A 16214-nucleotide genomic window follows, 5' to 3' on the forward strand; every position below is an offset into this window, starting at 1 on the left:
CCCGATGACGATGGCTGCCGATGACCGGGTGCAGCCGCCCGCCCAGGATGTCTCTGGGCCGGCGGCGGGCCCGGCCACGGCAGCTACGGTCGTTCCGCGGCGGATCGAGTCGCTGACCGGGCTGCGCTGGTGGGCGGCGTTCTTCGTCTTCACCCACCACATGAGCAACCTGGCCCCGCTGCCGATCCGCGAGTTCCTGAAGCTCGGCACCTCCGGGGTGACGTTCTTCTTCGTGCTCTCGGGTTTCGTCCTCACCTGGTCGACCCGGCCCGGGACGGCGGCCGGTACGTTCTACCGCCGCCGGTTCGCCCGGATCGTCCCGGCCCACGTGGTCGCGCTGATCCCGGCGATCTTCGTGTTCTACCGGTTCGATCCGCCGGACAACATGTTCTGGATCAAGCCGGTCTCGATGACCGCGATCGTGCTGTCGCTGTTCCTGCTGAACGGCTGGTCGAACAACCCGGCCATCCTGTACGGCGGCAACCCGGCGTCCTGGACGTTGTCGATCGAGGTGTTCTTCTATGCGTTCTTCCCGTTCCTGCAGCGGGCGACGGCCAAGCTGAAGCTCGTCGGAGCGCTCGTCTTCGCGGCGGCCGCGATCGTCATCGCCTGCGGATACCGGCTCACGCAGTACAACTGGGTCGATCTGCCGACGCTGCCGCCGCCGTTGCTGCACGCGCTCGCGTTCCTGATCGGTATCGCGATCGCGATCGCGTTGCGGTCCGGCTGGACCACGCGGCTGCCACCGTGGCTCGGCTATCTGGCGATCGGCGTCGGGCTGGTCGTCCTCACCTACACGTTCCGGCACCCGGGCAAGGTGCCGTTCGGAACCGAGATCAGCGTGCTGCAGAAGGAGATTCTCACCCTCCTCTACGGCTTCCTGATCCTGGTTGTCGCCGCCAGGGACCTGCGTGGTGGCCGGTCCCTACTCAGGAGCAAGCCACTGGTCGCACTCGGCCAGTGGTCGTACTCCTTCTATCTGGTGCATGCCACCGTGCTGTACGCGGTCAGGGAGTTCCACGGACACAGCGAACCTGCGTCCTGGTTCAACCTGACCTGGTACGCCGGTGTCGGCGCCGTATCGATCCTCGCCTCGTGGCTGCTCTACAAGTTCGTCGAGCACCCGCTGGAACTCAAGCTACGAGGCTCCCGTTGAAGAATCACTATCTAGTGGAGTCAGAGTGCGCGTCAGTGTAATTGCCTTGGGCAAGATCGGTCTGCCGTTGGCGGTCCAGTTCGCTTCGAAGGGGCACCAGGTCATCGGTGTCGACATCAACGAGAAGTTCGTCGAGCTGGTGAACGCCGGCCAGGAGCCGTTCCCGGGTGAGGACCACCTGCAGGAGCTGCTCGCCGAGACCGTGGCCGACGGCCGCCTGCGGGCGACCACCGACTACGCCGACGCCATCCCGAACAGCGACGCCGTCGTCATCGTGGTGCCGCTGTTCGTCGACGACAAGACCGGCGAGCCGGAGTTCGGCTGGATGGAGAACGCGACCCGTTCGCTGGCCGAGCACCTCACCCCGGGCACCCTGGTCTCCTACGAGACCACGCTGCCGGTCGGCACCACCCGCAACCGGTGGAAGCCGATGCTGGAGGAGATCTCCGGCCTGACCGAGGGCACCGACTTCCACCTGGTGTTCTCGCCGGAGCGCGTCCTCACCGGCCGCGTCTTCGCGGACCTGCGCAAGTACCCGAAGCTGGTCGGCGGTCTGTCCGACGAGGGCGCCAAGCGCGCCACCGAGTTCTACGAGGCCGTCCTGGACTTCGACGAGCGTCCGGATCTCGAGCGTGGCAACGGCGTCTGGGACCTCGGTTCCGCCGAGGCCGCCGAGCTGGCGAAGCTGGCCGAGACCACCTACCGCGACGTCAACATCGGCCTGGCGAACCAGTTCGCCCGGTTCGCCGGCCAGAACGGCATCGACGTCACCCAGGTGATCGACGCGTCGAACTCCCAGCCCTACAGCCACATCCACCGTCCCGGCATCGCCGTCGGCGGGCACTGCATCCCGGTCTACCCGCGGCTGTACCTGTACACCGACCCGGACGCGACCGTCGTCCGCGCCGCCCGTGAGGCGAACGCCGGCATGCCGGACTACACGATCGGCCTGCTCGAGGGCGCGTTCGGCGACCTCAAGGGTGCCAAGGTCGTCGTGCTCGGTGCGTCGTACCGCGGTGGCGTCAAGGAGACCGCGTTCTCCGGTGTCTTCCCGGCCGTCGACGGGCTCAAGGGCCGCGGCGCCGAGGTCTTCGTGCACGACCCGATGTACACCGACGAGGAGCTCCAGGGCCTCGGCTTCACGCCGTACGCGCTGGGCACGCCGGTGGACGCGGCCGTGCTGCAGGCCGACCACGCCGAGTACGCCGAGCTGTCGCCGGCCGATCTGCCTGGTGTCACGGTGCTGGTGGACGGTCGCGACAAGACCGACGCCGCCAAGTGGGCCGGCGTCCGTCGCATTGTGATCGGAAGGTCCGTCCGGCAGTGACCCAGCCCGACCTGCGGGTGGTGGTGCTCGTCGCTGACGACAGCACCGCTCACGAGGGGGCAGCAGTACTCGCCGGGGCCGGGGCACAGGTGACTGTGCTCCGGCCTTCGGCCACCAGGGAGTCGTCAAGGGGGCTTGTCGACGGCGCCCTGGTCGTGCGCGTCCCGATGCGTGAGCCGCAGGCCGGTGACGCGCGCAAGGCGGCCATGATCGAGTTCAAGGCCGACAGCGGCCACGGGCAGCTGGGCCGCGTCGAAGCGTTGGTACGGCGGGTCTGGCTGCGGCTGCTGAAGTCCGGGGTGCCGGAGCGGCTGGCCTCGTCGGAGGGTCAGGACCTGGAGCTCACCTTCGGTGGGCTGATCGATCGCCTGCAGCCGGATGTCGTGCACGCGCAGGGTGTTCAGACGCTCGCCGTCGCCACCCGCGCTGCTGGTCGGGCGAAGGCGCAGAAGCGGCCGCTGAGGGTCGTCTACCAAGGCACCACTGACAAGGTCCAGAAGAAGTACCTCGGCCGGGCGGATGTGGTCATTCAGCCTGGCGCTGACGTGCTCGCCGCGTACGGGCGGAGTCCGGTGCCGGCTCGCAGCAGGACGCACGAGCGCCGGCTGTTGATCGGTCCGGTGAACAGTGCGGGCCAGGCGTGGTTGTGGGCGACCGCACTGGAGCGTGAGGTCCCCGGGCTGGCCGCAGAGGCGCTCAACACCGCCGGTGCGACGTATCAGTTCGCTGCGCACCGCACTGCGACATCTGAGCAGTACAAGACCGATCTGCGCTGGCAGTACGACCTGATGGCGTGGGCGTTGGCAGAAGTGACCCATGTGCTGTTCGAAGCCGGTCGGCCGATGTTCGGCCAGCTGCCCGGGCAGATGTGGACGAGCGACGTACCGGCGCTGGACAAGGCGGGTATTCGGCACGGACTGGTCTTCCATGGCTCGGAGATCCGCGATCCGGCCAGGCATCGGGAGCTTTTCGAGCACTCGCCGTTCCAGAACGCCGATGACGACTTCACGAAGCGGTTGCAGGCGGCGAATGACGTGCTGCGGCGGCATCTGGCGACGTACGAGGGTCCTGTGTTCGTGACTACGCCGGACCTGCTCGAGTTCGTCGACAACGGCACGTGGCTGCCACTGACGGTTGATGTGGATGCGTTCGCGTCTGATCGGCCCGTGCTGGAGCGAGAGCGTCCAGTGGTGCTGCATGCGCCGTCCAGTGGCGCGCTGAAGGGTTCGGCGTACGTCGACCCGGTGCTGACCGAGCTGGAAGCGCGCGGACTGATCGAGTACCGACGGGTCGAGGGTGTCCGGCATGCCGAGCTGGCTGCGCTGGTGCAGGACGCGGACATCGTGGTCGACCAGCTGGTCCTGGGCTCGTACGGCGTACTGGCGTGTGAATCGATGGCGGCCGGTCGCGTCACCGTGGGACATGTCGCGGAGCGTGTGCGGGCGTTGCTGCCGGCCGAGCTGCCGATCGCGGAGGCAACTCCGGCTGATCTGCGCCAGGTGATCGAGCGCCTGATCAGCGAGCGGGAGACGGCGCGGAAGCTCGCCGACGGCGGGGTTGCCTACGTGCGGGAACTGCACGATGGCCGCAGAGCGGTCGAAGCGCTGCTACCTTTCCTCGGTGGCAGGTGAGATGCGGGTATTGATGATTGCGCAGTCTCCGATCGCCGGGGACTCGCGGATCCTTCGCGAGGCAACCGCGCTGGCGGATGCTGGGCACACGATTCACATCATCGGGCGGGACGTCCCCGAGGCCTTCGAGATCGGTCCGGGCATCACGGTCGAGTCGGTCTCGCGCTCCTCCGGGCTGCGGACCGGTGGCGGCGGGCTGGCGGTCGGGCACGGTCGGCGGGGGCCGAAGGTGCTGGCCAAGCGCTTCGGACGCTGGCTGCTGCTGCCTGAGCACCGGCTGCGCACCGAGAAGCAGTGGCGGCTCGCAGCGGCACCGCGAGTGGCCGAGTCCGGGCCGTTCGACGTCGTACACGCCCATGACTTCAACACCCTGGAGCTGGCCGCCGAGTTTGCCGAGCGCTGGCAGGCGAAGCTGGTCTACGACAGCCACGAGCTGTGGTTCGACCGGGCGCTGCCGGGCCGGCCGACGCCGCTCTGGCGTGCGCGTGGCCGCAAGTTCGAGGCCGAGCTGGCCGCGAAGGCGCGGGTCGTCTTCACCGTCTCCGACGGCATCGCCGTCCGGCTGCGCGACCGCGGTCTCGCCGACGTCCGCGTCATCCGGAACACCTTCCCCCGCGCGCATTTCGTCCCGCCGCCACTCGAGCGCCCCGAAGGACTCCTGTACGCCGGTCGCGTGGGCGCGGGTCGCGACCTGCCGACGGTGGTCGGTGCAGCTCGTCAGCTCGCGCCGTTCCGGACCGTGTTGATGGGGTCGGTGGATCCCAACTACCGCTTGGATCTGGGCCCGGTCGAGGTGGTGGCCGAGCGCTCGATCGACGAGGTCGACGAGACCCTGCGTTCCTACGGCATCTCGCTCGTCACGCTCACCAACACCTGCGAGAACCATCGCCTGGCGCTGCCCAACAAACTCTTCCACGCCGTTCGGGCCGGCGTACCGGTCGTCGCTGCCGACCTTCCGGAGCTCCGCTCGGTGGTGACGGCGCACAACCTCGGCACGCTCTATACGCCAGGTGACCCGGTGTCGCTGACGGCCGCCGTACGGGCGCTCATCGAGACCTATCCCGTCTACACCGCCGGCATCCGCGAAGCCGCCGACGAGCTCAACTGGGAACACGACGCCGAGTCGCTCGTGAAGGCCTACTCCGAGCTGTAAAAACCTAACGTCCGAAGACTCGCCGAACGTCGTCGGCGTTTCTTCGGACGTTATGAAGAACAAGGCGGGGCCACAGCCGAAGCTGGGGCCCCACCGGTGTCAGCGGGAAGCTTCCACCATCTGCTGCATGAGCTTCACCGGGTCCTTCTCAGGCTCCGGCTGGGCCAGGTCGTTGGCCTGGACCCGTGCCTGGGGTGCTCCCGCGGTGGCCAGCGACTGGGTGTAGCCGGTGAGCGGGAGGGTCAGGGACGAGTGGGTCGGGTCCAGGGTGAGGGTCGCACCCGTGAACGGGACCGAGGGGTTGTCGGGCTCGACCGTCAGGACGAGCCCGAGGCGGTGACCGGCGGCGAAGACGATGTCGTCGGCGTTCAGTTCGAACGTCAGGTCGTACCACTTGCCGGACTTGAGTGACTCCTTGCGGTTCAGCGACTTGTAGTGCCCGACGTCGGCCAGCGTGCGCACGACGACGGCGGCGTCCGAGACCGCGGTGTTGATCTGGGTCTTGCCGTAGCAACCGGTGTCGAGCTTGTTGCCGTCACCCCAGCAGACGCTGGTGTTCGGCACCGTCGTCACGTTGGTGTAGCGGGTCGCCGTACCGTAGTCGACGATCCGGGCCTTGATGCCGGCCGCGACCTTGTTCGACTTCACCCGGACGGTGACCTTGCCGGTACCGCTGATCCGGACCGCCTTGTCCAGCGCGTCGCTGAGGAACACGGCGCGGTCGGGCTTCGGCGTTGTCGGGTCCAGTACGACGGTGTCCTGCGACTCGTCCGCCGTACCGGTGAAGCTGATCGGGTCTCCCGAGGCGGCCGCGATCGACAGCCCGCCGGCGCGGCCGTTGGACGCCTTGCCGAGGTTCAGCTTGGTCTGCTTGGCACCGGCCGCCGGCCACTTGGCCTCGGTCGTGTAGCTGCCGTCCTCACGCATGATGGTCGCCTGCGGCTGCTTCATGATGCCGTTCTGCAGGCCCTGCAGCCAGTAGTCGAACCACGGGTGCAGCTGGTCGACGTACGCGTCCCGGAAGCTGAACCCGTCCAGGTGCACGCCCTGGTGCAGGAAGATCTTCCGCGGCACGTTGCGCTTGGCGATCTCGTCCCACCACTCGCCGAACTGCCGGGTCTTCACGTTCTCGTCGTCGAGACCGTGGATCGCGAAGACGGACGCGTGCACCTTGCTCGCGTCCAGGCGGTAGTTCCGCGGGTCCCAGAACTTGCTGTAGCTGCCGGTCCGGGTGTCGGAGTCCTGCTCGACCTCGTCGGTCAGCGCGACACAGCGCGGGGTCTTGTCGTTGCTGACGTAGTCGTACAGGAACTCCATGTACGCGTCGTAGAACGGCACCCCGTTGCTGCGGGTGTAGTCGTACCAGCTGGAGATCGCGGCGATCGGGACGATCGTCTCGAGGCCACGGACGCCGGTGCTGGCCACGGAGTTCGCGATCGTTCCGTTCCACGACGTACCGATCATGCCGGCTTTGCCGGTCGACCAGTCGGCCTTCGCCTTGCTGCCGTCCGGGTTGTAACCGGGCACCCGGTTGTTCAGCCAGTCGATGACGGCCTTGGTGCCGAGCACCTCGAAGTCGCCGCCGACGTCGGTACAGCCGGTGGACCGGTTCGTCCCCGGCATGTCGACGAACGCGACGGCGTACCCGCGCGGCACGAAGTAGTTGTCCAGCCAGCTGCCGTAGACCTGCCGGACGCCGTTGGCGTCGAAGTAGCTGGCCGGGTCCCCGGCGTAGTACGGCGACGCCTGGATGATGACCGGTACGTCGATGCCGGCCTGCGCGGCCTCACCCGGGCGGATGATGTCCACGGTGATCTGGTCGGTCTTGCCGTTCTGGTCGTTGTCCGTCTTCGGGACGTCGACCGCGATCCGCTCGTGGATCGCGTTGTCGTAGTCGTACGCCGCGACCGTCTGCGTCCCCTGGACGAACGGCTTGGCCGGTGGCTTCGCGGCGTCGGTGGACGGCCGGGCGGCCGCTGACAATGTCGCGGCCGGAATCAAAGCGGCCGCAGCGAGCAGGATCGTTCCGGTCCGGAACGGAGTTCTGCGCATGCGTGTCTCTCCCCTGTGGGCGGGTGGGTAGATGCACGACGGCCCTCCCTCGACGGGGCCGTGGTGATCGCACCCTACGCACGAATGACCATCGTTGTCAGTACAGATTCCGTCTCAGTCGATCACCGCGGGTAGAGATCACGGGTAAAACTTCGGGCGCGCTACGGTGAATCGCATGCATCGCAGCCGTGTGTCCACGTTCCTGATCGACGTCCGGCGGAGCGAGGTGGACGCCGCGGCGACGTTCTGGTCCAAGGCCCTGGGTGTCCAAACGTCGTCACCGGAGGGCGAGCCGCAGTTCATCAGCCTGCACGACGCCGTCCCGGGGTATGTGACCGCCATCCAGTCCATCGAGGACGAGTCGCGCTACCACCTGGACATCGAGACCGACGACGTACCGGCCGAGGTCGCTCGGCTGACCGGGCTCGGGGCGGTGGAGGTGTCGAGCTGGCAGGGCTGCCACACCCTCCGCGCTCCCGGCGGACATCTGCTGTGTGTGATCCCGGTGCACAGCGATTTGGCGGTCTTCGAGCAGCAGGCAACCGTCTGGTCAGCTGACTAGGTGCAGTTTCACCGGGGCGATGCCGATTTCCAGGCGTTGGCCCCAGGTGAGGGTGAGGGTGTCGGTTTCCATGCCGTCGCCGAAGACGACCAGGTCGGACTCGGCGGTGATCGTCAGGGTGTCGGGCGCCTTGAGTAGGCCCTCGGTGTTGTCGGTGCCGGTTGCGGGTGACGGCCAGGCCTCTCGGACGAACCAGCTCAGGACCGGGTCGATCGGGCCGGGGAGGGCGAGCGGGCTGTGCCGTTCCTGCCAGGCCGAGCGACACCAGCCGGTCGAACCGGTCCCGGTGCCGACCAGGATGCCGGAGGACGACTGCCGCTCCGCGCCCAGCCGGTACCGCGCGGACTGGTGGCTGCGGTGGCCGACGTACACCTCGTTGAGGGCGATCAGCTGCTGCCCGTCATCGGTGGTCGCGGCGACCATCGTGCGCTCCGTGATCTGCCGCTCTGTTATCTCCCTTTGGGCGAGAAGTTCCGTGATCGCGGCGGGCTCGTGGGGGACCAGGATGCCGGGGTTGCGGTCGGGCTCGGGGTTGATGCCGATGACCGGCTGACTGTCCAGATACTTGGCGACGTTGGCGACCAGCCCGTCCTGACCAACCGCGATCACCACGTCCTCCGGCCCGAACACGAACCGGTCGAGATCGTTGCGCTCGGCAACAGTACGGCGCCAGTCCAGCGGAATGGCGGCGGAAATCGTGGCCAGTGCGTCGGTCTGGGCCTGGTGCCGGGCATCCAGCTCGGCCAGGTCCCGGCCGCGGCCGGCCAGGAAGAAGCCAGCCTGCTGCCGGGTTCCGTGCCGGGCGATCAGCTCACTGAGCTCGGTCGCCCGATGCACGATCACCGCCCGGGGTGGGAGTGGCATGTCAGGCCGTCAGCTTGGTGAGCAGCGGGGTGAGCAGGTCCGGCGTCAGGTTGAGGGTGCCGATCTCCGGCAGCGCTCCCTGCTTGACCGCCATCGCCAGGATCGTGCCCTGGTCCAGCTCGGCGTACGCGTCGAGCATCGCCTTCTCCGCCGCCGCCTCAGCCGAGCCGATCACGCGCTTGGCATCCGCCTCGGCCTCGGCCATCGCCCGCTGCCGACCCGCGGCCGCCTGCGTCTCGATCTGACCGGCGGCCGCCGCCTCGGTCGCGCGCATGCGCTCGTTCTGACCGCGCTGGTTGACCAGCTGCTCCTCGCGCCGAGCGAGCTCGATCTGGTTCTGCAGCTCGTTCTCCGCGATTGAACGCTCTCGCTCGACCGCCATCGCACGCCGTTCGTACGTCGCCTTGTCCGCAGCCTGCTGGACCATCTCGCGAGTGGGCGTCTGCAGCGCCTTCTCGACATCGCGCTCCGCCCGCACGGCGACCACCCGGACATCCTCGACGCCGATCCCGAGCCCGGTCAGCCGCTGATCCTCGCGCAGGCCGGTCCCGCAGGCCCGGCGCAGCTCGGTCATGCCCTCGGACAGCGCCTCGGTCAGGCTCATCCGGGCGAGCAGGTCGAGCGCGGTCTGCTGCGCGAGCTCGGTCAGCAACCCGCCAAGCTGCTCGAGCGGCGTGGACCGCCACATCCCCGTGTCGGGGTCGATCCCGAAGTCCAGCCGGGTCGCGGCCAGCCCCGGGTCGACCACCCGGTAGGTGACCGTCGCCTGGACCGCCACGTCCTGGAAGTCCTGCGTCCGCCCGTGGAACAGCAGCGGCTGCTCGCGGTCGTCGACCGGGATCTCGCTCAGCGAGGAGTTCAGCGCCCGGAACCAGAACGCCTGCCCGGCGCCGTCGTGCGCGAGCTTCCCGTTCCGCAGGTGCCGGACGTGGGTGGTCGGGTTGGCCCGCAGGTGGCTGATGAAGCGGAAGCGGGTGATATCTGCCATGGTTCGTTCTCCCTTGTCGTCACTCTGACGATAAGGGGAGGAGTGACTTCTCGTCAAGGTGACGATTAGACTGGTCGACCATGGACTTCGTGCCGCTGGGCCTGGCCACCGACCTGGTCATCCTGACCGTCCGCGACAGCGCCCTGCAGGTGCTGCTCATCCGTCGCGGCATCGCGCCGTACCGGGGTCGCTGGGCGCTTCCCGGCGGCTTCGTCCGCGAGGACGAGGACCTCGAGACCACGGCCCGCCGCGAGCTGACCGAGGAGACCGGCCTCGCTTCCGACCGCATCCACCTCGAACAAGTCGCGACGTACGGTGCTCCGGCCCGCGACCCCCGCGGTCGCGTGGTCAGCGTGGCCTACCTGGCGCTGGTCCCCGACCTCCCGGCCCCGGTCGCCGGCACCGACGCCGAATCCGCCCGCTGGGTCCCCACCACCGACCTCCTGGCCGACCCCGCCCGGCTGGCCTTCGACCACCACCGCATCCTCACCGACGCGGTCGAGCGAGCCCGAGCCAAACTCGAGTACTCCCCGCTGGCAGCGGCCTTCTGCCCACCCGACTTCACCATCTCCGAGCTCCGGATCATCTACGAAGCCGTCTGGGGTACCCCGCTCGACCCCCGAAACTTCCACCGCAAAGTCACCAAGGCCCTGGGCTTCGTAGAGCCCGCCGGAACCACCACCACCCGAGACGGCGGCCGCCCCGCCCAACTCTTCCACCGAGGCACCGCCACCACCCTCCACCCCCCCATGACCCGCGCCTAACCCCCACCCCAACCCGTCGCCCCCGCCTCCTCCTCCGCGCCAAAGGTGGGCCGGCTGCTCTTTGTGCACGAGGGCCCACTTTGGGAACCCATCAACCGTTTCTGCGCCCCGCGAATGGTTGGTGGGTACACAAGGTCGCGTTTCGCGCCCAAAGGTGGGTGGGCTGCTCTTTGTGCACGAGGGCCAGCTTTGGGCGCGATCACCGACTTTGGGAGCCCACCGACCACTTCGAGCGGGTCGAAATGGTTGGTGGGTGCCCAAAGATGAGCGGGGTGCCCAAAGGTGAGCGGGCTGCCCAAAGGTGAGCGGGCTGCCCAAAGGTGAGCGGGGCGCCCAAAGGTGAGCGGGCTGCCCAAAGGTGAGCGGGGTGCCCAAGGGTGGGTGGGCTGCTCTTTGTGCACAAGGGCCGACTTTGGGCGCGATCACCGACTTTGGGAGCCCACCGACCACTTCGAGCGGGTCGAAATGGTTGGTGGGTGCACAAAGATGAGCGGGCTGCCCAAAGGTGAGCGGGGTGCCCAAAGGTGAGCGGGGTGCCCAAGGGTGGGTGGGCTGCTCTTTGTGCACGAGGGCCAGCTTTGGGCGCGATCACCGACTTTGGGAGCCCACCGACCACTTCGAGCGGGTCGAAATGGTTGGTGGGCGCCCAAAGGTGAGCGGGGTGCCCAAAGGTGAGCGGGGTGCCCAAAGGTGAGCGGGGTGCCCAAAGATGAGCGGGGTGCCCAAAGGTGAGCGGGGTGCCCAAGGGTGGGTGGGCTGCTCTTTGTGCACAAGGGCCGACTTTGGGCGCGATCACCGACTTTGGGAGCCCACCGACCACTCCGAGCGCGTCGAAATGGTTGGTGGGTGCACAAAGATGCGCAGCGTGCACAAGGGTGCGGCGGCTGCTCTTTGGGCGGGTTCAGCGGCGCGTGACCGATCAATCCAAGGCTGCGCTGCGGGCGGCTAGCTCTTCGGCGGTGATGAGGTTGGTGTGGGTGCCGGGGGAGGCGCAGGCCCAGGCGCCGGCGATGGCGCCGGCCTGGGCGGCGTCGTACCAGCCGACGCCGTCGAGCCAGCGGGCGAGGAAGGCCGCGACGTAGGCGTCACCGGCGCCGTTCGTGTCGACGACCGGATGATCGGGCAACTCAATCGCCGGGATGTGCTTCGGTGGCTTGCCGGGCAGATGCAGATAACTCCCATCCGCTCCAGCCAGTACGACGACCGCCTGCGCCCGTCCATGCCCAAAGATCCAACTGACCGCATCATCCGGCAGAGCGCTGGCCGATACGAACACGAGGTCGGCCGACGTGGCGAAGTCCCGGTGGTAGTCGTCCCGCCCGTCCCAGTCGTGCAGATCGGTCGAGATCGTGCAGTCCGCGGCCAACGCATCGGGCAGTGCGTGCCGGGCGAAGTCCATGATCGACACGTGGACGTGCCGAGCGTGCGCCAACCCCGGCCGCCACAGCTCCGGATCCACCCGCAAACCCGCCGGATGCCGCCCGTCGTAGAACGTCCGCCGCTCCCCGTCCGGCGTGACCAGGTTGACCGACCGCCGTGTCCCGCTCGGGTGTGACACGAAGTACAGCGGCATCTGCAGATCCCAGTACAGCTGCCGGATCCGGAACGCCTCGTCGTCCTCCCCGATCACATCCGCCAGCCCGGCCTGTACGCCGAGCAGATGACACCCGAGCGCTACCCCGTGCCCGGTATGACCGACGTACGTCTCGATCGGTTCGACCCACACCGTCTCCCGGTCACCCGGCGCCAACGCGGGCACCCGCACGATCGTGTCGACCCCAGCACCGCCCACCACCAACACATCCAGCTCCACCCACCCGTCATACCCGACTTTCGTCAAGTCCAACAGGTGCGTTCCGCCACTCGGCGTCGCGGTTGACGTCCGGCCGGGTGCCGAGGCAGTACTCCTTCGACTCGGCGTACGGGCCGTCGGTCGGCAGCACGGAGCACTGCACATCCAGGTGCCGCATGCTGCACAGAGCTCGATCCAGGTATTTCATGATCCGGCCTCCCTTGAACTCGCTGACGAGTTCAAGGTTCGCCGTGTCGACTATCCGATCGCGTCCCTAGATCTAATGACATCCACTACCGGGTGATCGGGGCGCCGGTCTTGCTCTGCAGCTCTTCGAATGACACGCCGTCGGCCAGCTCGACGAGCTTCAGCCCGTCGTCGGTGATGTCCAGTACGGCGAGGTCCGTGATGATCCGGTCGACCACTCCGCGCCCGGTGTAGGGCAGGTCGCACTCGGTCAGGATCTTGTGCGAACCGTCCTTGGCGACGTGCTCCATCAGCACGATCACCTTCTTGGCGCCGTGCACCAGGTCCATCGCGCCGCCCATCCCCTTGACCATCTTGCCGGGGATCATCCAGTTCGACAGGTCGCCGGTGGCCGACACCTGCATCGCGCCCAGGATCGCGGCGTCGATCGCGCCGCCGCGGATCATCCCGAACGACAGCGACGAGTCGAAGAAGCTCGCCCCGGGAAGCGTGGTGACGGTCTCCTTGCCGGCGTTGATCAGGTCCGGGTCCTCGTCGCCGTCGAGCGGGTACGGCCCGACGCCGAGGATGCCGTTCTCCGACTGCAGTACGACGGTGACGCCGTCCGGGATGTAGTTCGGCACCAGGGTCGGCAGCCCGATCCCGAGGTTCACGTACGAGCCGTCCTCGAGCTCGGACGCGGCCCGCGCCGCCATCTGCTCACGTGTCAACGGCATCTCAGGCCTCCTTCGCAGGCTGCACGGTGCGCTTCTCGATGCGCTTCTCAATGTCCTTGCCGACAGCAACCACTCGCTGCACGTAGACCCCCGGCAGGTGGATCGAGTCCGGATCCAGCTCACCAGGCTGGACCAGCTCCTCGACGGTCGCGATCGTCACCCGCCCGGCCATCGCGGCCAGCGGATTGAAGTTCCGCGCACTCCGGTCGAAGACCAGGTTCCCGTGCGTGTCGCCGCGCAGGGCGTGCACCAGCCCGAAGTCGGTGGTGATCGAGTCCTCGAGCACGTACGTCGTACCGTTGATCTCGCGGGTCTCCTTCGGCTCCGAGGCCTTCGCGACCGTGCCGTCGGTGTTGTACTTCTGCGGCAGCCCGCCGTCCGCGACCTGGGTGCCGACACCGGCGAGGGTGAAGAACGCCGCGATCCCGCAGCCGCCGGCGCGCAGCTTCTCGGCCAGCGTGCCCTGGGGGGTCAGCTCGACCTCCAGCTCGCCGGACAGGAACTGCCGGGCGAACTCCTTGTTCTCCCCGACGTACGACGAGGTCATCTTCGCGATCCGCTTGTCCGCGAGCAGGATGCCCAGGCCCCAGTCGTCGACACCGCAGTTGTTCGACACCACGCTGAGCCCGCTCACCCCCTTGTCATGCAGGGCGCTGATCAGATGCATGGGGTTGCCACACAGTCCGAAACCGCCGACCGCCAGGCTCGCGCCGTCCTCGATGTCGGCGACCGCGGCCTGCGGCGACTCGTAGGTCTTGTCCATGGCGACGACTCTAGTGGAGCCTCGCGGCTAAATCTCGGCACTGGCGGCGCCCAGGCACGCACCTCGCGGCGTTGGAGGGAAAGCCACGATAGAAAAACATCGAGGCTTCCCCTCCGCCTTGCGATGCACCCACCTGGACACCGCCAGCACTCGAGCTTTAACCACGAGGCTCCACTAAGCTGTCGCCGACACCCTCTCTAGTGCCGCCAGCTCGTGATGCGCCTCATAGTGGGCGTCCTCCAGGTCGGGCAACTCCAGTACGGCGCTGAGGTGGGCCTGGGCGGTTTGCACGTGCCCACAGCACCTGGCGGCTCGGGCCAGTCCGAGGTGGGCGACCGCCACTGTCTCCGGTAGGTCGGTGCGCTCGCCCAGCACCAGCGCCATGCTGTAGTCGTGGCGGGCGGCGTCCAGCTTCCCTTGCACTCGGTACAGGTCACCACGCCGACACAGCAGTACGCCGACCTGTTCGTCCAGCCCGAGTTGCTCCGCCAGACCGAGTGCCTCGGTGGTCAGCTCCAGTGGCGCACCGACTGACTGCTGGAGCGCACTGAGCGCCAGGAACGTGCCCCAGGCGTCCTCCAGCATCCGGAACCGGCCCAGCGCCGTACGGAGGGCCTGTGCGGCCTCTTCTGGGGTCGCACCGGTCAGTCCGGGGTAGCCGCGGCACAGCTCGACCGCTGCGCGCGTCCACGCGTCGCCGTGCTCATTGCGCTTGAGCACGTCCTCGACCACCTCGGCCGGCTCGAACGGGCCGAAGACGAGACACCACAGCAGCACGGTTGCGGAGTACCGGAAGGGTCCGTTCGTGGCGTCGACGATCTGCTGCGCCAGCTCGATCTGCTCCTGCTCCGCCGAGCTGGCTCCGTGCAGTACTGCGAGCAGGTACTCCTCGTCCAGCCCGACGGGGATCGTGCGGCCCAGCATGCTGAGGACTCGCTCGGCCGCCGCGGCCGCCTCGTCCTCCAGACCGCGGGACCACCAGTACGCCGAGTAGCGGGCGACCAAGCGGAGTGCGGTTCTCAGATCGGTCTCGCAGGCGCGCTCGACCGCGCTGACGACTCCGCCCCCGAACTCCACGTAGCTCATTGTTACCGCTGCACCCAACTGGCGCTCAGGTGGGTGTGTCAGAAACGCAGTACGCCCCAGCGCGGCGGGTAGTGCATGTTCGCGACGTACTGCGGCGACCAGACCCAGAACTCGCTCTCGGCGCCTTTCACATAGCTGCCGTCGGTGACCTCGTGCGGCCACTGGCAGCGCATCAGGTTCATCCGCCACTCGTCACCCTTGACGGGCGCGGTCGGCCGGCCCTTGGTCGGTACGGCGAGGTCGGCCCACGGGATGGCGATCTCGGCTGTCCACCCGGTGTCGGTGTCCGAGGGGTCGTTGACCGTGCCGTCGACGTGGATCGCGGTCCGCAGACCGGGCAGGTTCGTCGGGTCGATCGCTTCGCCGCCCTCGTCGTACGGCTTGGTGAGCGTCAGCTCCCAGATCGTGCCGAGCGGGTTGATCTCGAACTCGTAGTAGTTCGCGCCGTCACCGTCGGGGTCGAGGAAGACCTCGAAGTTGTTCTCGAAGTACAGCCGGCTGTTGTGCTCGGTCATCGTCGACCAGACGTGCGGTTCCTCGAGCTTGCCGCCGACGTACAGGAAGTCGTCGTCGTACATCAGCTTCGCCTGGGTCCGGAACCGCGGCCCCGGGCCTTCGCCGAGGATCTGGACGAAGTCGGTCGTCCACGGTGCGACGTCCCAGGCGGGATCGGTCAGCGTGCCGTCGAGCTTCGGAGCGATCGGCGTCCGCGGGCAGTCGTAGACGGGCAGGTCAGGCATCAGCACGCTCCAGGAGTCGGGCGACGAGGTCGGCGAGCAGGAAGGTGATCGCGGTCAGCACCGGGACCACAGCCAGGGTCCACGGCGAGGACAAGTTGCCGGTCAGGAAGGCGAGCACGACGGCGAGCATGAACGCGACGCCGAGGAACGCGACCAGCCGCGGATGCGGCATCGCGAGCCGGCTCAACGCGAGCCCGCCGAGCACCATCGTCACCACCACGATCAGCAACAGCAGCGGGAGACCGAGCGACCCGCAGCTGGTGGTGTCGCGGACGCGCTCGCAGCCCTGCTCACTGCCCCACACCAGTCCGATCGTGGCGAAGCCGCACAGCAGCCCGACGAGCGCCAGGATCAACAGCGGCGGCAGCGGCGGTTTGGCGTCCTCCTGCTCAGTCATGGCCGCACAGTATCCG

Annotated in this window: 16 protein-coding genes; 6 read left to right on the top strand and 10 right to left on the bottom strand. The window is 68.0% G+C overall.

The genetic code is table 11. The features are described from left to right. Positions 1 to 10: 10 nt before the first annotated feature. From OG474_RS18835 to OG474_RS18850, 4 genes are read left to right on the top strand one after another with little or no spacing between them, the layout of a single operon-like run. Positions 11 to 1156: an acyltransferase family protein gene (locus OG474_RS18835; RefSeq protein WP_405063633.1), complete on the top strand. Its 1146-nt coding sequence runs from the start codon at positions 11 to 13 to the stop codon at positions 1154 to 1156. 25 nt (positions 1157 to 1181) lie between these two features. Continuing rightward, positions 1182 to 2483, top strand: a complete 1302-nt coding sequence (locus OG474_RS18840) for a nucleotide sugar dehydrogenase (RefSeq protein WP_405063634.1) — start codon at positions 1182 to 1184, stop codon at positions 2481 to 2483. Then, entirely contained in the window at positions 2480 to 4114 is a 1635-nt protein-coding gene (locus OG474_RS18845; protein ID WP_405063635.1) for a hypothetical protein, read from the top strand. Before OG474_RS18840 ends, OG474_RS18845 begins: the two co-directional genes overlap by 4 nt. Beyond that, on the top strand, positions 4104 to 5267 hold the full coding sequence (locus OG474_RS18850; RefSeq protein WP_405063636.1) for a glycosyltransferase: 1164 nt from the start codon (positions 4104 to 4106) through the stop codon (positions 5265 to 5267). The genes OG474_RS18845 and OG474_RS18850 overlap by 11 nt, the downstream gene beginning before the upstream one ends. A gap of 99 nt (positions 5268 to 5366) precedes the next feature. Here the strand turns inward: OG474_RS18850 and OG474_RS18855 are convergent, their stop codons facing one another. Continuing rightward, complete coding sequence (locus OG474_RS18855) at positions 5367 to 7319, bottom strand: CocE/NonD family hydrolase (protein WP_405063637.1); 1953 nt, start codon at positions 7317 to 7319, stop codon at positions 5367 to 5369. A 175-nt stretch (positions 7320 to 7494) separates the two neighbouring features. Between OG474_RS18855 and OG474_RS18860 the strand changes: the two genes are divergently transcribed. After that, positions 7495 to 7881 (top strand): VOC family protein, encoded by a 387-nt coding sequence (locus OG474_RS18860; protein ID WP_405063638.1) that lies wholly within the window; start codon positions 7495 to 7497, stop codon positions 7879 to 7881. Here OG474_RS18860 and OG474_RS18865 read toward each other — a convergent pair. After that, the gene (locus tag OG474_RS18865; protein ID WP_405063639.1) at positions 7870 to 8745 is read right to left on the bottom strand and encodes a hypothetical protein; all 876 of its coding nucleotides are present in this window, start codon (positions 8743 to 8745) and stop codon (positions 7870 to 7872) included. The genes OG474_RS18860 and OG474_RS18865 overlap by 12 nt on opposite strands. Before the next feature lies 1 nt (position 8746). Next, positions 8747 to 9733: an SPFH domain-containing protein gene (locus tag OG474_RS18870; protein WP_405063640.1), complete on the bottom strand. Its 987-nt coding sequence runs from the start codon at positions 9731 to 9733 to the stop codon at positions 8747 to 8749. Positions 9734 to 9813: 80 nt separating this feature from the next. Between OG474_RS18870 and OG474_RS18875 the strand changes: the two genes are divergently transcribed. Next, positions 9814 to 10497 carry an NUDIX hydrolase gene (locus OG474_RS18875; protein WP_405063641.1) on the top strand — a complete coding sequence of 228 codons (684 nt, stop codon included), beginning with the start codon at positions 9814 to 9816 and terminating at the stop codon, positions 10495 to 10497. Positions 10498 to 11416: 919 nt separating this feature from the next. On the opposite strand, the gene OG474_RS18880 is transcribed toward OG474_RS18875, so the two are convergent. The 7 genes from OG474_RS18880 to OG474_RS18910 all read right to left on the bottom strand — a co-directional run bounded on the left by OG474_RS18880 (position 11417) and on the right by OG474_RS18910 (position 16198). Then, positions 11417 to 12310: a carbohydrate kinase family protein gene (locus tag OG474_RS18880; protein ID WP_405063642.1), complete on the bottom strand. Its 894-nt coding sequence runs from the start codon at positions 12308 to 12310 to the stop codon at positions 11417 to 11419. A 7-nt stretch (positions 12311 to 12317) separates the two neighbouring features. Next, positions 12318 to 12497: a hypothetical protein gene (locus tag OG474_RS18885; protein WP_405063643.1), complete on the bottom strand. Its 180-nt coding sequence runs from the start codon at positions 12495 to 12497 to the stop codon at positions 12318 to 12320. Between the two features lie 85 nt (positions 12498 to 12582). After that, on the bottom strand, positions 12583 to 13212 hold the full coding sequence (locus OG474_RS18890) for a CoA transferase subunit B (RefSeq protein WP_405063644.1): 630 nt from the start codon (positions 13210 to 13212) through the stop codon (positions 12583 to 12585). Between the two features lies 1 nt (position 13213). After that, the gene (locus OG474_RS18895) at positions 13214 to 13975 is read right to left on the bottom strand and encodes a CoA transferase subunit A (protein ID WP_405063645.1); all 762 of its coding nucleotides are present in this window, start codon (positions 13973 to 13975) and stop codon (positions 13214 to 13216) included. A gap of 174 nt (positions 13976 to 14149) precedes the next feature. Then, a complete protein-coding gene (locus OG474_RS18900; protein WP_405063646.1) occupies positions 14150 to 15061 on the bottom strand; it encodes a hypothetical protein in 912 nt (303 codons plus the stop codon). Positions 15062 to 15099: 38 nt separating this feature from the next. Beyond that, positions 15100 to 15801, bottom strand: a complete 702-nt coding sequence (locus tag OG474_RS18905; protein WP_405063647.1) for a carbohydrate-binding family 9-like protein — start codon at positions 15799 to 15801, stop codon at positions 15100 to 15102. Next, positions 15794 to 16198, bottom strand: a complete 405-nt coding sequence (locus OG474_RS18910) for a hypothetical protein (RefSeq protein WP_405063648.1) — start codon at positions 16196 to 16198, stop codon at positions 15794 to 15796. Before OG474_RS18910 ends, OG474_RS18905 begins: the two co-directional genes overlap by 8 nt. Between the last annotated feature and the right edge of the window lie 16 nt (positions 16199 to 16214).

The organism is Kribbella sp. NBC_01505, from assembly GCF_045040285.1.
Taxonomy (GTDB): domain Bacteria; phylum Actinomycetota; class Actinomycetes; order Propionibacteriales; family Kribbellaceae; genus Kribbella.

Excerpts from the sequence above, each read along its gene's own strand:
- OG474_RS18870 (WP_405063640.1), bottom strand. The coding sequence starts at position 9,733 with ATGGCAGATATCACCCGCTTCCGCTTCATCAGCCACCTGCGGGCCAAC.
- OG474_RS18895 (WP_405063645.1), bottom strand. The coding sequence starts at position 13,975 with ATGGACAAGACCTACGAGTCGCCGCAGGCCGCGGTCGCCGACATCGAG.
- OG474_RS18860 (WP_405063638.1), top strand. The coding sequence starts at position 7,495 with ATGCATCGCAGCCGTGTGTCCACGTTCCTGATCGACGTCCGGCGGAGC.
- OG474_RS18865 (WP_405063639.1), bottom strand. The coding sequence starts at position 8,745 with ATGCCACTCCCACCCCGGGCGGTGATCGTGCATCGGGCGACCGAGCTC.
- OG474_RS18900 (WP_405063646.1), bottom strand. The coding sequence starts at position 15,061 with ATGAGCTACGTGGAGTTCGGGGGCGGAGTCGTCAGCGCGGTCGAGCGC.
- OG474_RS18905 (WP_405063647.1), bottom strand. The coding sequence starts at position 15,801 with ATGCCTGACCTGCCCGTCTACGACTGCCCGCGGACGCCGATCGCTCCG.
- OG474_RS18855 (WP_405063637.1), bottom strand. The coding sequence starts at position 7,319 with ATGCGCAGAACTCCGTTCCGGACCGGAACGATCCTGCTCGCTGCGGCC.
- OG474_RS18910 (WP_405063648.1), bottom strand. The coding sequence starts at position 16,198 with ATGACTGAGCAGGAGGACGCCAAACCGCCGCTGCCGCCGCTGTTGATC.
- OG474_RS18890 (WP_405063644.1), bottom strand. The coding sequence starts at position 13,212 with ATGCCGTTGACACGTGAGCAGATGGCGGCGCGGGCCGCGTCCGAGCTC.
- OG474_RS18835 (WP_405063633.1), top strand. The coding sequence starts at position 11 with ATGGCTGCCGATGACCGGGTGCAGCCGCCCGCCCAGGATGTCTCTGGG.
- OG474_RS18875 (WP_405063641.1), top strand. The coding sequence starts at position 9,814 with ATGGACTTCGTGCCGCTGGGCCTGGCCACCGACCTGGTCATCCTGACC.
- OG474_RS18885 (WP_405063643.1), bottom strand. The coding sequence starts at position 12,497 with ATGAAATACCTGGATCGAGCTCTGTGCAGCATGCGGCACCTGGATGTG.